The 18,327-nt window shown below is 70.9% G+C and carries 18 protein-coding genes; 10 read left to right on the top strand and 8 right to left on the bottom strand.

The annotated features are described in order from the left end of the window. Position 1: 1 nt before the first annotated feature. Positions 2 to 1,612: an ABC transporter substrate-binding protein gene (locus ACFFIC_RS20415; RefSeq protein ID WP_377053772.1), complete on the bottom strand. Its 1,611-nt coding sequence runs from the start codon at positions 1,610 to 1,612 to the stop codon at positions 2 to 4. Positions 1,613 to 1,743: 131 nt separating this feature from the next. Between ACFFIC_RS20415 and ACFFIC_RS20410 the strand changes: the two genes are divergently transcribed. From ACFFIC_RS20410 to mepA, 6 genes are all read left to right on the top strand, one after another. Beyond that, entirely contained in the window at positions 1,744 to 2,196 is a 453-nt protein-coding gene (locus ACFFIC_RS20410; RefSeq protein WP_377053770.1) for a GtrA family protein, read from the top strand. After that, complete coding sequence (locus ACFFIC_RS20405) at positions 2,193 to 3,161, top strand: glycosyltransferase (protein WP_377053768.1); 969 nt, start codon at positions 2,193 to 2,195, stop codon at positions 3,159 to 3,161. The genes ACFFIC_RS20410 and ACFFIC_RS20405 overlap by 4 nt, the downstream gene beginning before the upstream one ends. A 105-nt stretch (positions 3,162 to 3,266) precedes the next feature. Next, on the top strand, positions 3,267 to 4,991 hold the full coding sequence (locus ACFFIC_RS20400; protein ID WP_377053766.1) for a type I secretion system permease/ATPase: 1,725 nt from the start codon (positions 3,267 to 3,269) through the stop codon (positions 4,989 to 4,991). Continuing rightward, on the top strand, positions 4,988 to 6,358 hold the full coding sequence (locus ACFFIC_RS20395) for an HlyD family type I secretion periplasmic adaptor subunit (RefSeq protein ID WP_377053764.1): 1,371 nt from the start codon (positions 4,988 to 4,990) through the stop codon (positions 6,356 to 6,358). The genes ACFFIC_RS20400 and ACFFIC_RS20395 overlap by 4 nt, the downstream gene beginning before the upstream one ends. Positions 6,359 to 6,365: 7 nt before the next feature. Further along, the gene (locus ACFFIC_RS20390) at positions 6,366 to 6,644 is read left to right on the top strand and encodes a hypothetical protein (protein ID WP_377053762.1); all 279 of its coding nucleotides are present in this window, start codon (positions 6,366 to 6,368) and stop codon (positions 6,642 to 6,644) included. Further along, positions 6,644 to 7,477, top strand: coding sequence for a penicillin-insensitive murein endopeptidase (gene mepA / locus ACFFIC_RS20385; RefSeq protein WP_377053760.1), 834 nt, complete (start codon positions 6,644 to 6,646; stop codon positions 7,475 to 7,477). Before ACFFIC_RS20390 ends, mepA begins: the two co-directional genes overlap by 1 nt. Positions 7,478 to 7,482: 5 nt before the next feature. Here the strand turns inward: mepA and ACFFIC_RS20380 are convergent, their stop codons facing one another. After that, positions 7,483 to 7,872: a YraN family protein gene (locus tag ACFFIC_RS20380; protein ID WP_377053758.1), complete on the bottom strand. Its 390-nt coding sequence runs from the start codon at positions 7,870 to 7,872 to the stop codon at positions 7,483 to 7,485. 36 nt (positions 7,873 to 7,908) lie between these two features. On the opposite strand from ACFFIC_RS20380, the gene ggt reads away from it, so the two are divergent. Both ggt and ACFFIC_RS20370 read left to right on the top strand, forming a co-directional pair. Then, the gene (ggt, locus tag ACFFIC_RS20375) at positions 7,909 to 9,603 is read left to right on the top strand and encodes a gamma-glutamyltransferase (protein ID WP_377053756.1); all 1,695 of its coding nucleotides are present in this window, start codon (positions 7,909 to 7,911) and stop codon (positions 9,601 to 9,603) included. 57 nt (positions 9,604 to 9,660) lie between these two features. Beyond that, on the top strand, positions 9,661 to 10,182 hold the full coding sequence (locus ACFFIC_RS20370; protein ID WP_377053754.1) for a CreA family protein: 522 nt from the start codon (positions 9,661 to 9,663) through the stop codon (positions 10,180 to 10,182). A 6-nt stretch (positions 10,183 to 10,188) separates the two neighbouring features. Here ACFFIC_RS20370 and ACFFIC_RS20365 read toward each other — a convergent pair whose 3' ends face one another. The 6 genes from ACFFIC_RS20365 to ACFFIC_RS20340 all read right to left on the bottom strand — a co-directional run bounded on the left by ACFFIC_RS20365 (position 10,189) and on the right by ACFFIC_RS20340 (position 16,451). Beyond that, positions 10,189 to 11,289 (bottom strand): MFS transporter, encoded by a 1,101-nt coding sequence (locus ACFFIC_RS20365; RefSeq protein ID WP_377053752.1) that lies wholly within the window; start codon positions 11,287 to 11,289, stop codon positions 10,189 to 10,191. Positions 11,290 to 11,339: 50 nt separating this feature from the next. Then, a complete protein-coding gene (locus ACFFIC_RS20360) occupies positions 11,340 to 12,362 on the bottom strand; it encodes an ABC transporter ATP-binding protein (RefSeq protein WP_377053750.1) in 1,023 nt (340 codons plus the stop codon). Continuing rightward, positions 12,355 to 13,347, bottom strand: coding sequence for an ABC transporter ATP-binding protein (locus ACFFIC_RS20355; protein ID WP_377053748.1), 993 nt, complete (start codon positions 13,345 to 13,347; stop codon positions 12,355 to 12,357). The genes ACFFIC_RS20360 and ACFFIC_RS20355 overlap by 8 nt, the downstream gene beginning before the upstream one ends. Then, positions 13,347 to 14,258: an ABC transporter permease gene (locus tag ACFFIC_RS20350; protein ID WP_377053746.1), complete on the bottom strand. Its 912-nt coding sequence runs from the start codon at positions 14,256 to 14,258 to the stop codon at positions 13,347 to 13,349. The genes ACFFIC_RS20355 and ACFFIC_RS20350 overlap by 1 nt, the downstream gene beginning before the upstream one ends. Before the next feature lies 1 nt (position 14,259). Then, entirely contained in the window at positions 14,260 to 15,234 is a 975-nt protein-coding gene (locus ACFFIC_RS20345) for an ABC transporter permease (protein WP_377053744.1), read from the bottom strand. A 146-nt stretch (positions 15,235 to 15,380) separates the two neighbouring features. Further along, on the bottom strand, positions 15,381 to 16,451 hold the full coding sequence (locus ACFFIC_RS20340) for an AI-2E family transporter (RefSeq protein ID WP_377053742.1): 1,071 nt from the start codon (positions 16,449 to 16,451) through the stop codon (positions 15,381 to 15,383). Between the two features lie 162 nt (positions 16,452 to 16,613). Between ACFFIC_RS20340 and otnI the strand changes: the two genes are divergently transcribed. Together otnI and ACFFIC_RS20330 are read left to right on the top strand one after the other, a co-directional pair. After that, positions 16,614 to 17,417: a 2-oxo-tetronate isomerase gene (gene otnI, locus ACFFIC_RS20335; RefSeq protein ID WP_377053740.1), complete on the top strand. Its 804-nt coding sequence runs from the start codon at positions 16,614 to 16,616 to the stop codon at positions 17,415 to 17,417. After that, a complete protein-coding gene (locus ACFFIC_RS20330) occupies positions 17,414 to 18,292 on the top strand; it encodes a 2-hydroxy-3-oxopropionate reductase (RefSeq protein WP_377053738.1) in 879 nt (292 codons plus the stop codon). Before otnI ends, ACFFIC_RS20330 begins: the two co-directional genes overlap by 4 nt. The last annotated feature ends 35 nt before the right edge of the window (positions 18,293 to 18,327 follow it).

Below are 18,327 nucleotides of genomic sequence, written 5' to 3'. Positions count from 1 at the left end.
GTCAGGTCTTCTGCACGCTCCAGAACATCGGAAAGCCCTTGGGCACGCCGGACAACCCGCGCCGGTAGGCGGTGGCCTGGAAGTACTGGCCAAGCGGGAGATAGGGCACCTCCTGGAAGGCCTCTGCCTGCACCTCGCGCGCGACCCGCTTCTGCGCGTCCTCGTCCGGCGCGTCGAGCCAGGCGTTCCGCAGGTCCTCCATCTTCGGCATGGTGGGCCATCCGAACCAGGCGTTCTGGCCGGTGCCGCGCAGCGCTTGGCTCACGCCCGGGTTGAAGATGTCGAGTCCGGCGAAGAAGGTGAAGAACATGCTCCAGCCGCCGCGCTCCGGCGCCTCGCGCGATGCGCGGCGCTGGACGACGCTGCCCCAGTCCGTGGAAACGAACTCCACGTTCATCCCGCACTTGGTGAGCATGTCGTTGCCGACCTGGGCGAGCGCGTTCAGCGAAGGGAAGTCGGAGGCCGCGATCAGCACCACCTTCTCGCCCTTGTAGCCGGCGGCGGCGAGGTCGCGCTTGACCTTCTCGTAGTCGCGCGGCGTGTTCAGCGCTTCGAGGCCGGCATCGCTCGCCATCGGCGTGCCCGGCGGGAAGAAGCCAATGCTGTCCTTCCAAAGCGACCGGTCCGTACCGATCACCGCTGTCATGTAGTCGCCCTGCACGACGGCACCGAGCAGCGCTCGGCGAATCGCCGGGTTGTTGAAGGGCGGGTGCAGGTGGTTGAACCGGGCCAGGGCACACAACCCCGTCGGATCCGGGATCTCCATCACCACGTTGCGGTTGCGGCGGAGCGTCGGCTGCAAATCGGCCGTCGGCTGCTCCCACCAGTCCATCTCGCCGTTGGCGAGCGCGTTGGCGGCGGTGGAGGCGTCGGGAAGGACGTTCCATTCCACGCGGTCGATGTTCACGCGCTTGGGCCCGGCGGTCCAGCTCGGCGTCCCCTCGCTGCGCGGCACGTAGTCGGCGAACTTTTCGTAAACGACCTTCGCTCCCGGCACGCGCTCGTTGGCGACATAGCGGAAGGGGCCGCTGCCGATCATCTCGCGAATGGCGGTGGCGGGGTCGGTCTGGGCGATCCGTTCCGGCATGATGAAGCACACGGGCGTGCTGGGCTTGCCCAGGGCGGAAAAGAGCAGCGGAAAGGGCTGCTTGAGGCGGATGACGATCGAGCGGTCGTCCGGCGCCTCCATCGCGTCGGTCCGCGCCAGCAGAACCTGCCCGAGGGCGTCGCGCGCCGCCCAGCGGCGGATGGAGGCGATGGCGTCGCGGGCCCGAACGGGTTCCCCGTCATGGAACTTCAGGCCGGGCCGCAGGCGGATGGTCACCCGCTTCCCGTCCTCCTCCACGGAATGACCCTCGGCCATCTGGGGCTGCGGCTTGAAGTCCTCGTCGAAGCCGTACAGCGTGTCCCACACAAGATAGCCGTGGTGGCGCGAGACGTAGGCGGTGGTGATGATGGGGTCGAGCACCGTCACGTCCGACTGCGGGATGAAGCGCAGCACGCGCGATCCCGGGGCCTGGGCCAGTGCCGGGCGCGACAGGCCCAGCGGCAGGCCGCCGGCCATGGCGAAGCCGGCGCTGCCGGCGAGGAAGCGACGACGTTCGGTTGCCATCTTTTGTATCGTTCCTTCCGGGTATGGGCGGCGAAGGGGAGCGCAGCCGCGCATCCGGCGCAAGCCCCCGTCCCGCCTGGGGCGCCCCCTCCACCCTTCACGGCACCGGTCCGAGCCGCTAGAGGCGGGGAATGGTGCTTGCGAAAACCCGGGCCGAGTTCCTCTCCCCGCCGCGGCGCGCCGTGTTCGCCGAGTTCCTCCGCTTCGGGGTCGTGGGCACGGCGGGATTCGTGGTGGACACCGCCGTGCTCTATACGGCCATCGCCGCGGGGGCAGGGCTCTATGGTGGCCGGGTGTTGTCCTATGTCGCCGCCGCGACGGCCACCTGGGCGCTTAACCGGGTCTGGACCTTCCGTTCGGCCGGACAGGGACAGGACCGCCGGATTTCCGCCGCACGGCAATGGGCATTGTTCCTCGCCGTCAATTTGGTTGGTTTTGCAATGAACTACACCACCTATGCGCTGATGGTGCGCAATCTTCCCATGGTCGCGGAGCAACCCGTGCTTGGGGTGGCGGCAGGGTCGCTCGCCGGCATGGTCGGGAACTTCATCCTGTCCCGCCGCTTCGTCTTCGGTGCCCGATGAGCGGGTCCCGCGTCGCCGTCCTCATTCCCTGCCACAACGAGGAAGTCGCGATCGGCCAGGTCGTGGCGGGCTTCCGCCAGGCCCTGCCGGAAGCCGCCATCTATGTGTACGACAACAATTCCACGGACCGCACGCGCGAGGCAGCCGCGGCCGCTGGCGCCGTGGTCAGGTCCGAGTCCCAGCAGGGTAAGGGCAACGTCGTCCGGAGGATGTTCGCCGACGTGGAGGCGGACGCCTACCTGCTGGTGGATGGGGACGGCACCTACGATTCCCTCGCCGCGCCGGAAATGGTCCGCACCCTGTTCACGGATGGGCTGGACATGGTCACCGGCGTCCGCGTCACGGATGCCCAGGCCGCCTACCGGCCGGGTCACCGGCTGGGCAACAAGGTGCTGACCGGGGTGGTTCGTTACGTGTTTGGTGACCGTGTCACCGACATGCTTTCGGGCTACCGCTGCTTTTCGCGCCGCTTCGTGAAATCGTTCCCGGCTCTGGCCCACGGCTTCGAGACGGAAACGGAATTCACCGTCCATGCCCTGGAGCTGCGCCTGCCCGTGGGCGAGCTGCAGACGGCCTACAGCGAGCGCCCGCCGGGTTCGGCGTCCAAGCTCCGCACCTATTACGATGGCTACCGCATCCTGCGGATGATCATGGCCCTGGTGCAGCGCGAAAGGCCACGGCTGTTCTTCGGAGTCGCTTCCCTGTTCCTCGCGCTGGTCGGCGTGGGTTTCTTTCTGCCGGTGCTGGAAACTTATCTTGAAACCGGCCTTGTGCCGCGGCTGCCTACCTTCGTTGCCTCGGCCATGCTCATGGTGCTGGCCCTCCTGTCGCTGGCTTGCGGGCTGATCCTGGACACCGTCACCCGCGGCCGGATCGAGGCGAAGCGGATCGCGTATCTGTCATTTCCCGGGCCCGGCTTCGGCATCTCTAATCCGCTACCGAACCATTCCGCGACAGTGTCTTAATCGTTTTCGCTCACACTTTTGTGTAAAGCCATGTTATCCGGCCGGTGAACGGCACTGGGTGGTTTGGTGCGGTGGAGACGGCAGACGATTACGGAGAGAAGAGACATGGCCCTTCCTGCCCCGGGGGCGGACGCCCTGGCCCGAGCGATGGCGGCCTGCCGGTCGCAGTTCGCCACGGTCGGCGTGTTCAGCCTGGTGGTGAACCTGCTGCAGCTCACCGTCTCTCTTTATATGATGCAGGTCTTCGACCGGGTGCTGGCCACGCGCAGCATCGACACCCTGCTCTGGCTCACCCTGGTGGCGATCGCCGCCATCGGGCTCCTCGCGCTCCTGGAGGGCGTGCGCTCCCAGATCATGCAGCGGGTCGCCCTCTGGACGGAGAACCGGGTGGCCCCCGAGGGTTTCGCCCGCGCGCTGGAGGCGACGCTCCGCGGCCGCCCCTACCGCATGGAGGCGCTGCGTGATCTCGGCACCTGCCGCGCCTGGCTCTCCGGCCCGGGGGCGCTCACCCTCTATGACGTGCCCTGGGTGCCGATCTATCTCGGCGTGATCTTCATGCTGAACCCCCTGCTCGGCTGGATCGCGACCGGGGGCGCCGCCATCCTCTTCGCCCTGGCCGTCGCGACCGAGCTGGCCACCGCGGGTCCCCTGCGGCAGGCCAACACCGCCGCCATGCTGTCGCAGCGGCGCGCCGATGCCATAGCGCGCAACGCCGAGGCCGCGGACGCCATGGGCATGGTACCCGCGCTGCTGCGCCTGTGGCGCGAGGGCGTCGCACGGTCCACGCCGCTCCAGCAGATCGCCGCCGACCGGGCCGCGATCCTGTCCTCGATCACCAAGTTCGTCCGGCTCGCGGTGCAGATCGCGGTTCTGGGCGTTGGCGCCTGGCTGACGCTCCGCCAGCAGATGACCTCCGGTGCCGCCATCGCAGGCTCCATCATCATGGGCCGGGCGCTCGCCCCGGTGGAGCAGCTCATCGGCGGCTGGAAGGGGCTGGTGCAGACCCGCCAGTCGTTCCGGCGGCTGCGCGCCTTCCTGGCCCTGCCGCGCCTGCGCCCGGACGCCGAGCCCCTGCCCGCCCCGACCGGCCGCCTCACCGCCGAACGCCTGAGCTGGGCGCCGCCCGGGCAGGCCACCCCCTTCGTGAAGGGCGTGACCTTCTCCCTGGAGCCCGGCGAGAGCCTGGGCATCATCGGGCCGTCCGGCTCGGGCAAGACCACCCTCCTCCGGCTCCTCGCCGGAACGCTCACCCCGCTGGCCGGTCACTCCCGCCTGGACGGCGCCGACCTGGCCACCTGGCCGCGCGAGGATCTCGGCCGCTACATCGGCTACCTGCCCCAGGACGTGGAGCTGTTCGAGGGCAGCGTGTTCCGCAACATCGCCCGCCTGCAGCCGGACGCGACGCCCGAGGGCGTGCACCGCGCGGCCAAGCTCGCCGGCTGCCACGAGGCCATTCTCCGGCTGCCGCAGGGCTATGAGACGGAGATCGGGGAAACCGCCCTGTCCGGTGGCCAGCGCCAGATGGTCGGGCTTGCCCGCGCCCTCTACGGCGACCCGCGCCTCGTGATCCTCGACGAACCCGACAGCAGCCTGGACGGCGACGCCGAGGCGCGCCTGCTGGAGGGCCTTTCCGGCCTCAAGGCGATCGGCGCGACCGTGGTGCTGGTCAGCCACCGCCCCTCCCTGGTGCAGGGCGTGGACAAGATGCTGGTGATGCGCGACGGCGCGGCCGAGTTGTTCGGGCCGCGGGCCGAAGTGATGAGCCGCCTCGGCGTCCGCGCCGTTCCCAAGACCCGTGCCCCCGCCAGCCTTCCGGGAGAAGCCGCATGAGCATCGCGACCCTCCAGCCATCCTCGCTGCCGGTGGCGCTCAGCCCCGGCTACACCCCGCGCCCGCCGGTGATCATCGACATGCCGCGGCCGCGCACCCGCGGGCCGATCGTGCTGGGCATGGTGGCGCTGCTGGCCTTCGGAGGCGGGCTGACCGCCTTCTCCGTCTTTGTTCCGCTGAGCGAGGCCGCGATCGCCCCCGGCACCATCAAGGCCGAGGGCAGCCGCCGCACCATCGCGCACCTGGAAGGCGGCATCGTGCGCGAGATCCTGGTGCGCGACGGCGATCAGGTGCGCGCGGGCCAGGTCCTCCTTCGCCTCGACGACGTCCAGGCCGCCAGCGGCCGCGAGGCGCTGCGCGCCCAGCGCTGGGCGCTCCTGGCCCAGGACAGCCGGGTTGCGTCGGAGATCGCCGGAGCCAACGAAGTCGCCTTCCCGGCCGAACTGATGCAGACCTCGGAGCTTCGCGCGAGAGAGGCCATGGACGGCCAGCGCATCCTCTTCGCCTCCCGGCAGGCCAGCCTGCGCAGCCAGTTCCAGGTGCTGGAGCAGCGCATCCTCCAGTTCCAGTCCGCCGGGGTCTCGGCCGAGGCGCAGATCGCCAGCCAGCGCCGCCAGCTCACCCTCCTCCAGCGGGAGGAGGCGGACGTGCAGAACCTGGTTCGCCAGGGGCTGGAGCGCATTCCCCGCCTGCTCGGCCTGCAGCGCCAGATCGCCTCCGGCGAGGGCTCCGTCGCCGATCTCGTGTCCCAGTTGAACCGCTTCCGCGCCCAGGTCACCGAGGCCCAGGCCCAGATGCGTCAGATCATGGACCAGCGCCTGCAGGAAACCTCCACGGAGGGCCGGGACGTCCGCACCCGCCTGAACGAGGTCGAGGAGAAGCTGCGCGCCGCCGACGACGTCTCCTCCCGCCGCGAGATCCTGGCGCCCGAGGACGGCACGGTGCTGAACTCGAAGTTCTTCAACCCCGGCGCCGTGGTGCGCGCGGGCGAGCCGGTGATGGAGCTGGTCCCGGCCCGCGACCGCCTGATCGCCGAGGTCCGGGTGGCGCCCACCGACATCGACATGGTCCATACCGGGCTGCAGGCCGAGGTCCGGCTGCCCGCCTTCAAGCAGCGTCTCGTGCCCTTCCTCAACGGCGAGGTCACGGTGGTGGCCGGCGACGTCACCGTGGAGGAGCGGACCATGCAGGAATACTACCGCGTGCGGGTGGCCATCGACGACGATCAGCTCGCCCGGCTCGAAGGCGTCTCGCTGCGCGCCGGCATGCCCGTGGAAGCCCAGATCCAGGTCGGCCAGCGCTCCTTCCTGCGCTACATGATCCAGCCCCTTCTCGACAGCTTCCACCGCGCCTTCCGCGAGCAGTAGGACACCAATGGCCGAACCACCGACCTTTTTCGCCGACGGCGTGATGGAAGCGACCGTGCGCCACGGTGTCGCGCGGCTGACGCTGGCCGTGCAGGACGGCAGCGGCAAGCCGGCGCCGACCGGGCTGCTGGTGGTGCCGCTCGCGCAGCTTCCGACGCTTGCCGGCTCCATCACCCGCCTTCTGCGGGAGGTGGAGACCAAGGCCCGGGAGGCACAGGCCCAGCAGAAGCCCGAGCAGGCCGAGGCCCTTCCCGAGGCGCCCGCCGCCTTCCGCTTCGAGGGCTGATGCGCCGCGCTGCCGGCGGGGCCCTGCTGCTTCTCGCCGCTCTTCTGCCGCACCGTGCATCGGCCCAACCCGCCGCTGCCTGGGCGGCGGCGCAGGGCCCCGCTCCGGGACCCGCGCGCATCGTCGGCGGCACCTCGCTCGGCTGCATCCAGGGGGCGGAGGCGCTCCCGCCGGAAGGGCCGGGCTGGCAAGCCGTGCGGCTCTCGCGGAACCGCAACTGGGGCCATCCCGCGGCCATCCACGCCGTTCAGGCGCTGGCCGCCCAGGCGCGGCGGTCCGGCCTGCCCGACCTCTGGATCGGGGATATCGGCCAAGCGCGCGGCGGTCCCCTCACCTACGGCCATGCCAGCCATCAGGCGGGGCTGGACTTCGACGTTTGGCTGGATCTCTCCCCCAAGCCCCGGGTTCCGGCGACGGCGCGCGAAAACATCCCGGAGCGGTCGCTTGTCCTGCCCGACCAGACCGGCGCGGACGCCCGCTTCTTCACGGAAGCCCATGCGCGATTGATCCGCATGGCCGCCGAGTTGCCGGGCATCGACCGCGTGCTGGTGAACCACGGCATCAAGCGCAGCCTCTGTGCGGCGCATGCGGGCGAGCCGTGGCTGCGCTTCGTCCGGCCCTGGCGCGGCCATGACAGCCACATGCACGTGCGCCTGCGCTGCCCCGCCGGATCGGTCGAGTGCCGCGACCTGCCCCCGCCACCCGCCGGCGACGGCTGCGACGCGAGTCTCGCCTGGTGGCTCACGCCCGAGGCGCGGCAGCCGCCCCGGGGCGGCGGCGGTGCGCCGCCGGCGATGCCCGCCGCCTGCGCCGGTATTCTCTCCGCGCGCTGATCCGCTCAGTCCCAGGCGCGGAAGGCATCCTTGATCCGGCGCATCCCCTCGGGCGCGACCAGGATCACATCGAAGCGCACCCCGGCCGCGCCGTGTCCGGGATGCGCCGCGAGCCAGGCCTCCGCCGCCGCCATCAGCCGCGCCTGCTGGTTGCGCGAAACGGCATGTGCGGCCGCCGAAAGGCTGGGCCGTGCCTTCACCTCGATAAAGGCGAGCAGCCCGTCGCGCGCCGCCACCATGTCCAGCTCGCCCGCGCCGCTGCCGCGGCTCGCGCGCAGCCGTCGTTCCAGCACGGTCCATCCGCGGGCGACGAGGGCTGCCTCGGCCTGGTCCTCGGCATCCTGGCCGCGGCGCTCGGCGGCGCGGCGCAGCCCATGCTTGGCTTGCGGGTCCATGCTGCCAGGATAGCCCTGAACGCCCCGGAGTACGCCATGCGCCTCGTCCTTGCCGCCTTGCTGCTGCTGGCTCCTGGATCAGGGTATGCCCAGGGTGGCGCAGAGGGCACGGCGCGGCGGCAGATGGTCGCGGCTGCCCATCCCCTGGCGGCCTTGGCTGGGCTGGATACGCTGCGCAACGGCGGCACGGCGGTGGACGCGGCCGTGGCCGTGCAGGCGGTGCTCACCCTGGTGGAACCGCAGTCGAGCGGCATCGGTGGCGGTGCCCTGCTGCTGCACTGGGACGCCGGCGGCCACGCGGTCACCGCCTTCGATGGACGCGAGACCGCGCCTGCCGGTGCCACGCCGGACATGTTCCTTCGCCCGGATGGAACGCCCCTGCCCTTCTACGAGGCGGTTCTGTCCGGGCGCAGCGTCGGCGTGCCCGGCGCCGTTGCCATGCTGGAGATGGCTCATCGTCGCCATGGCAAGCTCCCCTGGAGCAGCCTCTGGTCGCGCGCCATCTCGCTGGCCGAGGAAGGCTTCCCCGTTTCGGAACGCCTCGCCGTGGCCATCGCGGGCGACATGGCGCGGCTCGGGCGCGACCCCTCCACCCGCGACTATTTCCTTCGCGGTGGCGACAGGCCCCTGCTTGCCGGAGAGCGGCTGCGCAACCCCGCCCTTGCCGAGACCTTCCGGCTGGTGGCCCGGGACGGCGCGGCGGCGATGCTGCGCGGGCCGGTGGCGGACGCGATCGCCGGCGCGGTGCGGGCGCATGGGGAAGGCGGCCGGATGACGGTGGACGACCTCGGCGCCTATGAGCCGATGCAACGCGAACCGGTATGCCTGCCCTATCGCGCCTTCCGCGTATGCGGCTTCCCGCCGCCTTCCTCCGGCGGGATCGCGGTCGCCCAGATCCTCGGCGTGCTCGAGCATTTCGACATGCCGCACCTGGATCCGCATGGCCCTGAGGCGGCCCAGCTGATCGCCGAGGCCGGGCGGCTCGCCTTCGCCGACCGCGCGCAATACCTGGCCGATCCCGGCTTTGTTCCCGTGCCGGTCCGCGGCTTGCTGGACCCCGCCTATCTCACGCTGCGCGCCCAGCTCGTCTCGCCCGCGCGCACCATCGCCGAGCCGCCCGCGGGAAATCCGCGGTGGCGGGAAACCGCGCTGCACGCCCCGATGCCGGAAGCGGTGGAGAACGGCACGAGCCATGTCTCGATCGTGGATGCCGCCGGGAACGCCGTCTCCATGACCACCACGGTGGAGGATGCCTTTGGCGCGCGGCTGATGGTGGGCGGCTTCGTGCTGAACAACGAGCTGACGGATTTCTCCTTCCGCCCTGACATCGGCGGGCGCGCGGTGGCGAACCGCGTCCAGGGTGGCAAGCGGCCACGCTCCTCGATGTCGCCGAGCCTCGTGCTGGATGGCGAAGGGCGACTCGCGGCGGTTGTCGGCTCGCCGGGCGGGGGCCGGATCATCGGCTATGTCGCCCAGGCACTCGTGGGCTTGCTCGACTGGAACATGTCACCGCAGGAGGCGGTGTCGCTGCCCCATGTCGGCACACTCGGCGGTGCCGTGGAACTGGAGGAGGGCACGCCGGCCGCCGCCCTGGCTCCTGCCCTGCTGGCGCGCGGGCAGCGCGTGGAAATCCGCCCCATGCCCTCGGGGCTGCATGCGATCCGCGTCACGCCGCAAGGCCTTATGGGTGGCGCGGATCCGCGGCGCGAGGGCGTTGCGCTGGGCGACTGAGCCGACCCAACCCGCGCCCCCCTCGCGCGCTATCCGGCTGATCCCGGAGTTCATGCCATGCACCGCCCTGCCCTCGCCCTGCTCGCCGCCGTCGCGCTCGCCGCACCCGCCCGGGCGGCCGAGGACACCGCGCAGATCGGCTACGTGAACACCGCGCTGACCAATCTCGGCCTCACGCGCAGCCACCGCATCGTCATCGAGCGCTTCGACGACCCGGAGGTGCGCAACGTGTCCTGCTACCTCAGCCAGGCGCGCACGGGGGGCATCTCCGGGATGGTCGGGGTGGCCGAGGACCCCGCGCGCTTCGCGCTGTCCTGCACCGCGACCGGACCGGTGGAGATCGCCCAGGGCGCCGCGCGGGGCGAGCGCGGCGAGGTGGTGCACGAGAACTCCACCAGCCTCTTCTTCAAGGAAACCCGCGTCCACCGCTTCATCGACACCCAGCGCAACGCGGTGGTCTACATGGCCTGGTCCACCAAGCTGGTGGAGGGTTCGCCCTTCAGCGCCGTGGCCGTGGTGCCCGTGGCCGTGACTCCGGTGGCGCCCACCCCGGTTCCGGCCGCTGCGCCCTCCCGTTGATCCTTTTCACGCGAAGCGGGCGCGGGCGGCGACCAGCACGGCCGCACCCGATGCGGCCACGAGTGCCGGCACGGCGCAGAGTACCGATAGGCCGCCCGAGGCAAGGGCGGGCGCGAGTGGCGGGGCGAGGCTCGCGCCCATGAACAGGGTGAAGGTGTAGACCGCCACCGCGAGCCCGCGCCGCGCCGTTGCCGAGCGGGCAGAGATGGTGGCGATCAGCCCGGTGACGCCGATCCCCACGCCGGCGGTGGCGAGCACCGCGCCGAGCCCCAGGGCCGGCGCGCCGCCGAACGCCGCCAGCAGCAGACCCGAGGCAGTCAGGGCGAAGCCGGAGGTCGCCGTGGCCAGGGCGCCGATCCGCCGGGCCAGCGGAACCGCGAGGAAGCCCGCTGCCAGCGCGGGAACAGAGAGCAGGCGCAATGCCGCGGTGCCCAGCGGCAGGGTGTCGCCCAGTGCCTGCACTCCGGCCTGGAAGGCCACGAAGGCGAACATCAGCATGGGGGCCGCGATCCAGCAGGCGACGATCAAGGGCTCGCGCGCGGGCGAGGGCGCGTGTTGGATCGCCACGGCCAGCGGGCGCCGCAGCGCCGCACGGCCGAGCACAATCGCCAGCAATGCCGCCGCCGCGAGGATCAGCGGCGCTGCCGCGAACATCACCAACGGCACACCCATGCCCGCCACGCTGGCCACGGAAAGCTGCGCAACCGGCGCCGAGGCGAGAAAGGAGAAGGCCATGGCGGCGATGCCCAGCGGCCGCCGCTTCTCGGGCAGTGTTTCCACCACGAGCGAAACCGCGGCGGGCGGAAGCGTGGCGGCGACGGTGCCCTGCAGGGCCCGTGCGGCGAGCAGGGCGGGGAAGCTGGGAGCCGCCCCCGCGAGCAGCGTCGCCAGCGAGAGCGCCACCATCCCGGCCAGGATCACCCTCCCCCGGCCGAAGCGGTCCGAAAGCGGACCGCAGACGAGAAAGCTGATGGCATAGGCGAAGCCGAAGGCGCTGCCCGCCAGCGCCGCGGAGGGCGCGTCCAGCCCGTAGCGCTGCTGGATCCAGGGCGTGAGCGGAATGGTGGCGTAGAGCTGCCCCACCACGAGCAGCCCGCAGGCCATCATGATCCCGATAAAGGCGGCCTGCCGCGCTGAGGATGCGCCCGTGGCGGCGCTCAGGCCGCCTCCCGCGCCTCGAACCCGTCGCGCCCCTCCTCCACCGCGTGGCAGGCGACCAGGGTTTCCGGCGTGCCGCGTGCCGCGATCAAGGCCGGGCGTTCGGCGCGGCAGCGGTCGTTCGCCAGCGGGCAGCGCGGGTTGAAGGTGCAGCCGGAGGGCGGGCTGATGGGGCTCGGCACCTCACCACCGACGGGCTGGCGCTCCCGCCCGGCCATCTCCAGGTCCGGGATCGCCTCCATCAACGCGCGCGTGTAGGGGTGGCGCGGCGCCGTGAAGAGGGTCTCCGCCGGCGCGGATTCCACGATGCGGCCGAGATACATCACGCCCACGCGGTCGCTCACCTGCCGCACCACCGCCAGGTTGTGGCTGATGAACAGGTAGGTCAGGCCGAGCTCGCGCTGCAGGCCCTTCATCAGGTTCAGGATCTGCGCCTGCACCGAGACGTCGAGGGCCGAGGTCGGCTCGTCGCAAACCAGGAACTCGGGGTTGGAGGACAGCGCGCGGGCGATCGAGATGCGCTGTCGCTGCCCGCCGGAGAACTCATGCGGGAAGCGGTTGCCATCCGCGGGCGAGAGCCCGACCTGCCGCAGAAGGCCGCCGACCTTCTCCCGCAGCGCCGCGCCGCCCTGGGCGATGCCGAAGGCGCGGATGGGCTCCCCCACGATGTCGGACACGCGCCAGCGCGGGTTCAGGCTGGCATAGGGATCCTGGAAGATCATCTGCATCCGCCGGCGCTGCGCCACCGACCGCCGCGCCTCCGCCAGGTCCTGTCCCTCGAACAGCGCCTGCCCGCCGCTCGGCGTGTAAAGGCCGACCGCGAGACGGGCCACGGTGGACTTTCCGCAGCCGCTCTCCCCGACCAGGGAGAAGGTGGTGCCGGGCGGAATGGCGAAGGAGACGCCATCCACCGCCCGCAAGGTGCGCCGGGGCTCGCGCGAGATCAGGCGCTGGAGGACGGGCCTGGAAACGTCGAAGTGGCGGCTGAGGTCGCGCGCCTCGAAGATCGGCGTCTCAGACATGGGTCCGCTCCCGCGGCGCGGCGCTGTCGAAGAGCCAGCAGGCCGCGCGCGTCTCCACGGCCGGCAGAAGCTCGGGCCGCTCCACCTTGCAGCGGTCGAACACATGCGGGCAGCGCGGGTTGTAGGCGCAGCCCTGGGGGATGGAGGTCAGGCGCGGCATGGCGCCGTCGATCTGCGGCAGCTGGTCCACCCGGTGCGACAGCGGCGGGATGGAGGCCATGAGCCCCGCGGAATAGGGATGGGCCGCGGCCTTCACCACGGATTTCACGGGTCCGATCTCGGCCACGCGTCCGGCATACATGACGGCCACCCGGTCCGCCGTTTCCGCGATCACACCCATGTCGTGGGTGATGAGCATGACGGAGGTGCCCTTCTCGCGCGTCAGGCGGCGGAGCAGCGCGATCACCTGGGCCTGCACGGATACATCGAGTGCCGTGGTCGGTTCGTCCGCGACCACCAGCTCCGGCTCGGCGCAAAGGGCCAGGGCGATCACCACGCGCTGGCGCATGCCGCCCGAGAACTGGTGGGGGTAGGCCGCGATCCGCTCGGCCGCCGCGGGAATACCCACCGCCTCCAGCCAGCCGACCGCACGGCGCCTCGCCTCTGCGGCGTCGATGTCCAGATGCGTCCGCATGGTTTCCGTGAGCTGGTCGCCGACTGTGTAAAGCGGGTTCAGCGTGGTCAGCGGATCCTGGAAGATGGCGCCGATCCGCTTGCCGCGCACACGCCGCATCTCGCGTGCGGGAAGGTTGTCGATGCGCTGGCCGTTGAGGGCGATCGAGCCCCCGGCGATCCGGCCCGGCGGTTCCAGAAGGCCGATGATCGCAGCACCCGTCATCGACTTGCCCGCCCCCGACTCGCCGACCACGCCCAGCACCTCGCCCGGGGCGATCTCGAAGGACACCTTGTCGAGCGCGCGCAGCGTGCCGCGCCGTCCCGGGAATTCCACGACGAGGTCCCGGACCTCGAGCAAGGGGGCGGCCATCAGCGCAGCCTCGGGTTCAGCGCGTCGCGCAGCCAATCGCCCAGCAGGTTCACGGACAGCACCATGGCGATCAGGGCCACGCCCGGAAAAACGGTGATCCACCACTCGCCGCTGAACAGGAAGTCGTTGCCCACGCGGATGAGGGTCCCGAGGCTCGGCTGGGTCTGCGGCAGGCCGACGCCGAGAAAGGAAAGCGTCGCCTCCGAGATGATGGCGAGGCCCAGGTTCAGCGTGGCCAGCACCAGCAGCGGCCCGAGCACGTTGGGCAGCACATGGGTCAGCATAATCCGCGCCGGGCCGATACCGATCACCCGCGCCGCCAGCACGTATTCCTTGTTGCGCTCCACCATGGCCGAGCCGCGCACGGTGCGTGCGAAGCGTGGCCAGTCGGAGATGCCGATGGCGAAGATCACGACGTAGACGGCGATCTGGTCGTGCAGGTCCCGCGGCAGGGCGGCGCGCGCCACGCCGTCCACGAGAAGGGCGATCAGGATGTTGGGGAAGGTGAGCTGGACGTCGGCGATGCGCATCAGCACGGCATCGACCGTGCCGCCGGCATAGCCGGCCAGCAGACCCAGCAGCACGCCAAGCGAGAGCGCGAAGGCGGTCGCCGAAACGCCGACGAAGAGCGACATGCGCGCCCCGTACATGATGGCCGAGAGCACGTCCCTTCCCTGGTCGTCCGTCCCGATCGGATGGGCCCAGCTTCCCTCCTCCAGGAAGGCGGGTGGGTTGAAGGCATCCATCAGGTCGAGGCTGGCGAGATCGAAAGGGTTGTAGGGGGCGAGCACCGGCGCCGCGACCGCGCCGACGATGCAGATCAAGGCCACGATGGCCGAGATCACGGCCGTGGGGGAGCGCCGGAAGGCATAGGCGATGTCGCTGTCCCAGGCGCGGGCCATGGCGTTCATCTCAGTGCCCTCCCCCGGCGCGCAGCCGCGGGTCCACCGCGTAATACAACAGGTCCACCACGAGGTTGATGGTCACGAACACCGCCGAAATCAGCAGCAGGTAGGCCGCCATCACCGGGATGTCGGCCGAGGAAACGGACTGGATGAAGAGCAGCCCCATGCCCGGCCACTGGAACACCGTTTCCGTGACGATGGAGAAGGCGATGATGGAGCCGAGCTGCAGCCCGACGATGGTGATCACCGGCACCAAGGTGTTCCGCAGCGCGTGGCCGAAGTGGATGGAGCGGTCGCGCAGCCCCCGCGCGCGGGCGAACTTCACGTAGTCGGACCGCATGACCTCCAGCATCTCCGAGCGCACGAGGCGGAGGATCAGGGTGAGCTGGAACAGCCCGAGGGTGATGGAGGGCAGGATCAGCGCCTTCAGGCCGGAGGCGGTGAGGAAGCCGGTGCTCCACCAGCCCAGCTGCACCGTGTCCCCGCGCCCGAAGGAGGGCAGCCAGCCCAGCCAGACGGAGAAGACCAGGATCAGCAGGCTGCCGATGAGGAAGGTCGGCAGCGAGACGCCGACCAGGCTGAAGGTGAGGAAGGCGCGGCTGAGAAGGGAGCGCGGGTAGAGGCCGGTATAGACCCCGGCGGGCAGCCCGACCGCCAGGGCCACGACCGAGGCGCAGAAGGCCAGTTCCAGCGTGGCCGGCGCGCGCTCGGCGATCAGGGCCGAGACCGGGCGGGACAGGCGGTAGGACAGGCCGAACTCGCCGCGCAGCGCGTTGCCGATGAAGCGCAGGAACTGAACGGGCACCGACTGGTCGAGGCCGAGCGCGGCCACCAGCGCGTCGCGCTGGGCCACCGAGAACTCCTGCCCCAGCATGGTCGCGATCGGGTCGCCCACGAAGGTGAAGAGCGTGAAGGCGATGAAGGCGACGGCGAGCATCACCGGCAGCGCCTGAAGGATGCGGGAAAGGACAAAGGCGGGCACGGGCTGCGCCTAGCGGACAGGCGCCGGGCCGTCCACCCGGCGCGGTGAGATCGAGGCGGCGCTCACGCGAAGACTTCCATATTTTTATCCCTCGGTCCCGGTTTGGGGCGCCACCGGCCGTGCAAGCGGCGCGCCGCCGGAGCATGTCACATCGCCAGCGGGCCGGTCCGCGAATGGCCCTCGTTCGTCCAGTCGCGGATGATGGTGAAGGCCACCGCCAGCAGCACCGGGCCCAGGAACAGCCCGAGGAAGCCGAAGGCGAAGGCTCCGCCCAGGGCGCCCAGCAGGGTCAGCAGCAGCGGCAGGTCCGCGCCGCGGGAGATCAGCCAGGGTCGGATGAAATTGTCCACCGATGAAATGCCGAACGCCCCGTACAGCCCCATGAAGATGCCCCAGCCCGTGCTGCCGTTCGCCAGCAGCCAGATCGTCGCGGGGACCCAGACCACCGGCGCCCCGATGGGGAGGATGGAGACCACGCCCGCGAGCAGCCCCAGCAGCGCCGGATGCGGCACGCCCGAGAGCCAGAGGCCGAAGGTGGTCATGGCTCCCTGCACCACGGCCGTGCCGAGCAGCCCATACACCACGCCCCGGGTCACTGCCCCTGTGAGGGCCACCAGCCGGCGCCCCCTCCCGTCGGCGATGCGCTCAGCCGCCCGGTCCAGCGCCTGCGCGAGCCGTGGGCCGTCGCGGTAGAAGAAGAAGGAGAGCAGAATGGCGATGATCAGTTCCGCCACCCCCGAGACAATCGTGAGGAACAGGCCGAGCGCCATCTGAGCGGCATCCCCGGCATAGGGGCGGAGCATGCCGAAAAGGTTGCTCACCCCCAGGTCCAGCTCCCCGAAGCGTTCCTGGAGAAAGGGCCCCACGAGGGGCAGGCGCCCGGTGGAGGCCAGCATCCCCGGCAACCCGTCGGTCAGGAAGTCCTGGATCGAGCCGCGCAGCCCCTCGATCTCCTGCCGGCTGGTCGGCGCCGCGATGGCGAGTGGAAGGCCGATCACCAGCATCATCACCGTCACCATCAGCCCGGCCGCCCAGCCCGGCCGGAACTTCGCCTGGTCGAGCAGGAAGCGGTAGGCCGGCCAGGTGGTGAAGGACAGGATGGCGGCCCAGAGCAGCGCCGAGAGGAAGGGCTTCAGCACGAGGAAGCACCCGGCCAGCAGCGCCACCAGCGCCGTGACGGCGATGATGCGAATCAGGAACTGCTTGTCGTCCGGCATGTCCGCTCCCGCGCGTGGCACCCTGCCCTTATGGCGCGGCGCGCGGCCAGCACCAAACATGCGCACGCCAAACCCTGCCTTGCCGCCTTGGGGCCGGCGCCGATTTGCGCTAGCCCTGCCCGGCGGCCGCGGTGTGCGGTGGAACCGCAGGAAACCGCCCGGATGCCGCGCTTCGCCGCCAATGTGTCGCTGATGTTCACCGAGGTCCCCTTCGCGGAGCGCTTCGCGCGCGCCCGCGCGGCCGGTTTCCAGGCGGTGGAGTTCCTGTTTCCCTATGACCATGCCGCGGCCGAACTGCGTGCCCGGATGGAGGACGCCGGGATCGTTCCGGTCCTGTTCAACGCGCCGCCCGGCGACGCCGCGCGTGGGGAGAAGGGCCTGGCGGCGCTGCCTGGCCGCGAGGCCGAGTTCCGCGACGCCGTTGCGCTCGCGCTGGATTACGCCTCCGCCCTGGGTTGCCCGCACCTGCACGTCATGGCGGGCCTCGCGCCTGCCGGAGTCGCGCGCGACACGCTTCTCGGAACCTTCGCCGCCAACCTGGCCTGGGCAGCCGGGCGGGCCCGCGCGCATGGCGTGCTGCCTCTGATCGAACCCATCAACCGCCGCGACATGCCGGGCTACGTTCTGAACACCACGACGGAGGCTGCGGCCATCATCGCCGCCGTCGGCGCGGGGCAGGTCGGCCTGCAGTTCGACTTCTACCACGCCCAGGTCACCGAGGGGGACATCACGCGCCGCTTCGAGGCCCTGATGCCGATCGTCGCCCACGCCCAGTTCGCCGACACGCCCGGCCGGCACGAGCCGGGAACGGGCGAGGTGAACTGGCCGCACGTGTTCCGCAGCGTCGATGCCGCCGGCTATGGCGGCTGGCTCGGCTGCGAGTACCGCCCGCTCGGCGGCACCGAGGAGGGGCTCGGCTGGTTCGCCCCATACCGACACCAACAGCACCAGGAGAGACGCGCATGAAGATCGGTTTCATCGGCCTCGGCATCATGGGGCGCCCCATGGCGCTGAACCTCGCCAGGGCCGGCCACGCGCTGTTCGTGCCCGAGCGCGCGAGCCTGACCGAGGAGATCCGCGGCGCGGCCACCGTGCTGCCCACGCCGGCCGAGGTGGCGAAGGCCGCGGAGGTGGTCATCCTTATGGTGCCGGACACCCCCGACGTGGAAGCGGTGCTGTTCGGCGAAGGCGCCGTGGCCGCGGCACTGAACCCGGGCACGCTGCTGATCGACATGTCCTCGATCAGCCCCACGGCCACCAAGGACTTCGCGGCCCGCGTGAACGCCCGCGGCTGCGACTACCTCGATGCCCCGGTTTCCGGCGGCGAGGTGGGCGCGCGCAACGCGGCGCTGACCATCATGGTCGGCGGCCCGCAGGCGGCCTTCGACCGGGCGCTGCCGCTGTTCCAGGCAATGGGCAAGAACATCACGCTGGTCGGGGAAGCGAACGGCGCGGGACAGACCACCAAGGTCGCCAACCAGATCATCGTCGCGCTCAACATCGCGGCCGTGTCCGAGGCCCTGGTTTTCGCCAGCAAGGCCGGCGCCGACCCGGCGCGCGTGCGCGAGGCCCTGATGGGCGGCTTCGCGTCCTCGCGAATCCTGGAAGTGCACGCGGAGCGCATGATCAAGCGCACCTTCGAGCCGGGCTTCCGCATCGAGCTGCATCAGAAAGACCTCAACCTTGCGTTGCAGGCCGGGCGCGAGCTGGCTGTCGCATTGCCGCAGACGGCCTCGGCCCAGCAGCTTTTCTCCGCGGTCACGGCGGCCGGAGGTGGCCACCAGGATCACTCCGCGTTGGTGCGCGCGCTGGAAACTCTCGCCTCGCACGAAATTGGCTGACGGTTTCGCGCCGGGTGTGTCCTCAATCACGTTGC

Origin of the sequence: Muricoccus vinaceus, assembly GCF_042433125.1 — a bacterium.
Taxonomy (GTDB): domain Bacteria; phylum Pseudomonadota; class Alphaproteobacteria; order Acetobacterales; family Acetobacteraceae; genus Roseomonas; species Roseomonas vinacea.
This window is presented reverse-complemented; position numbering and strand designations above follow the sequence as displayed.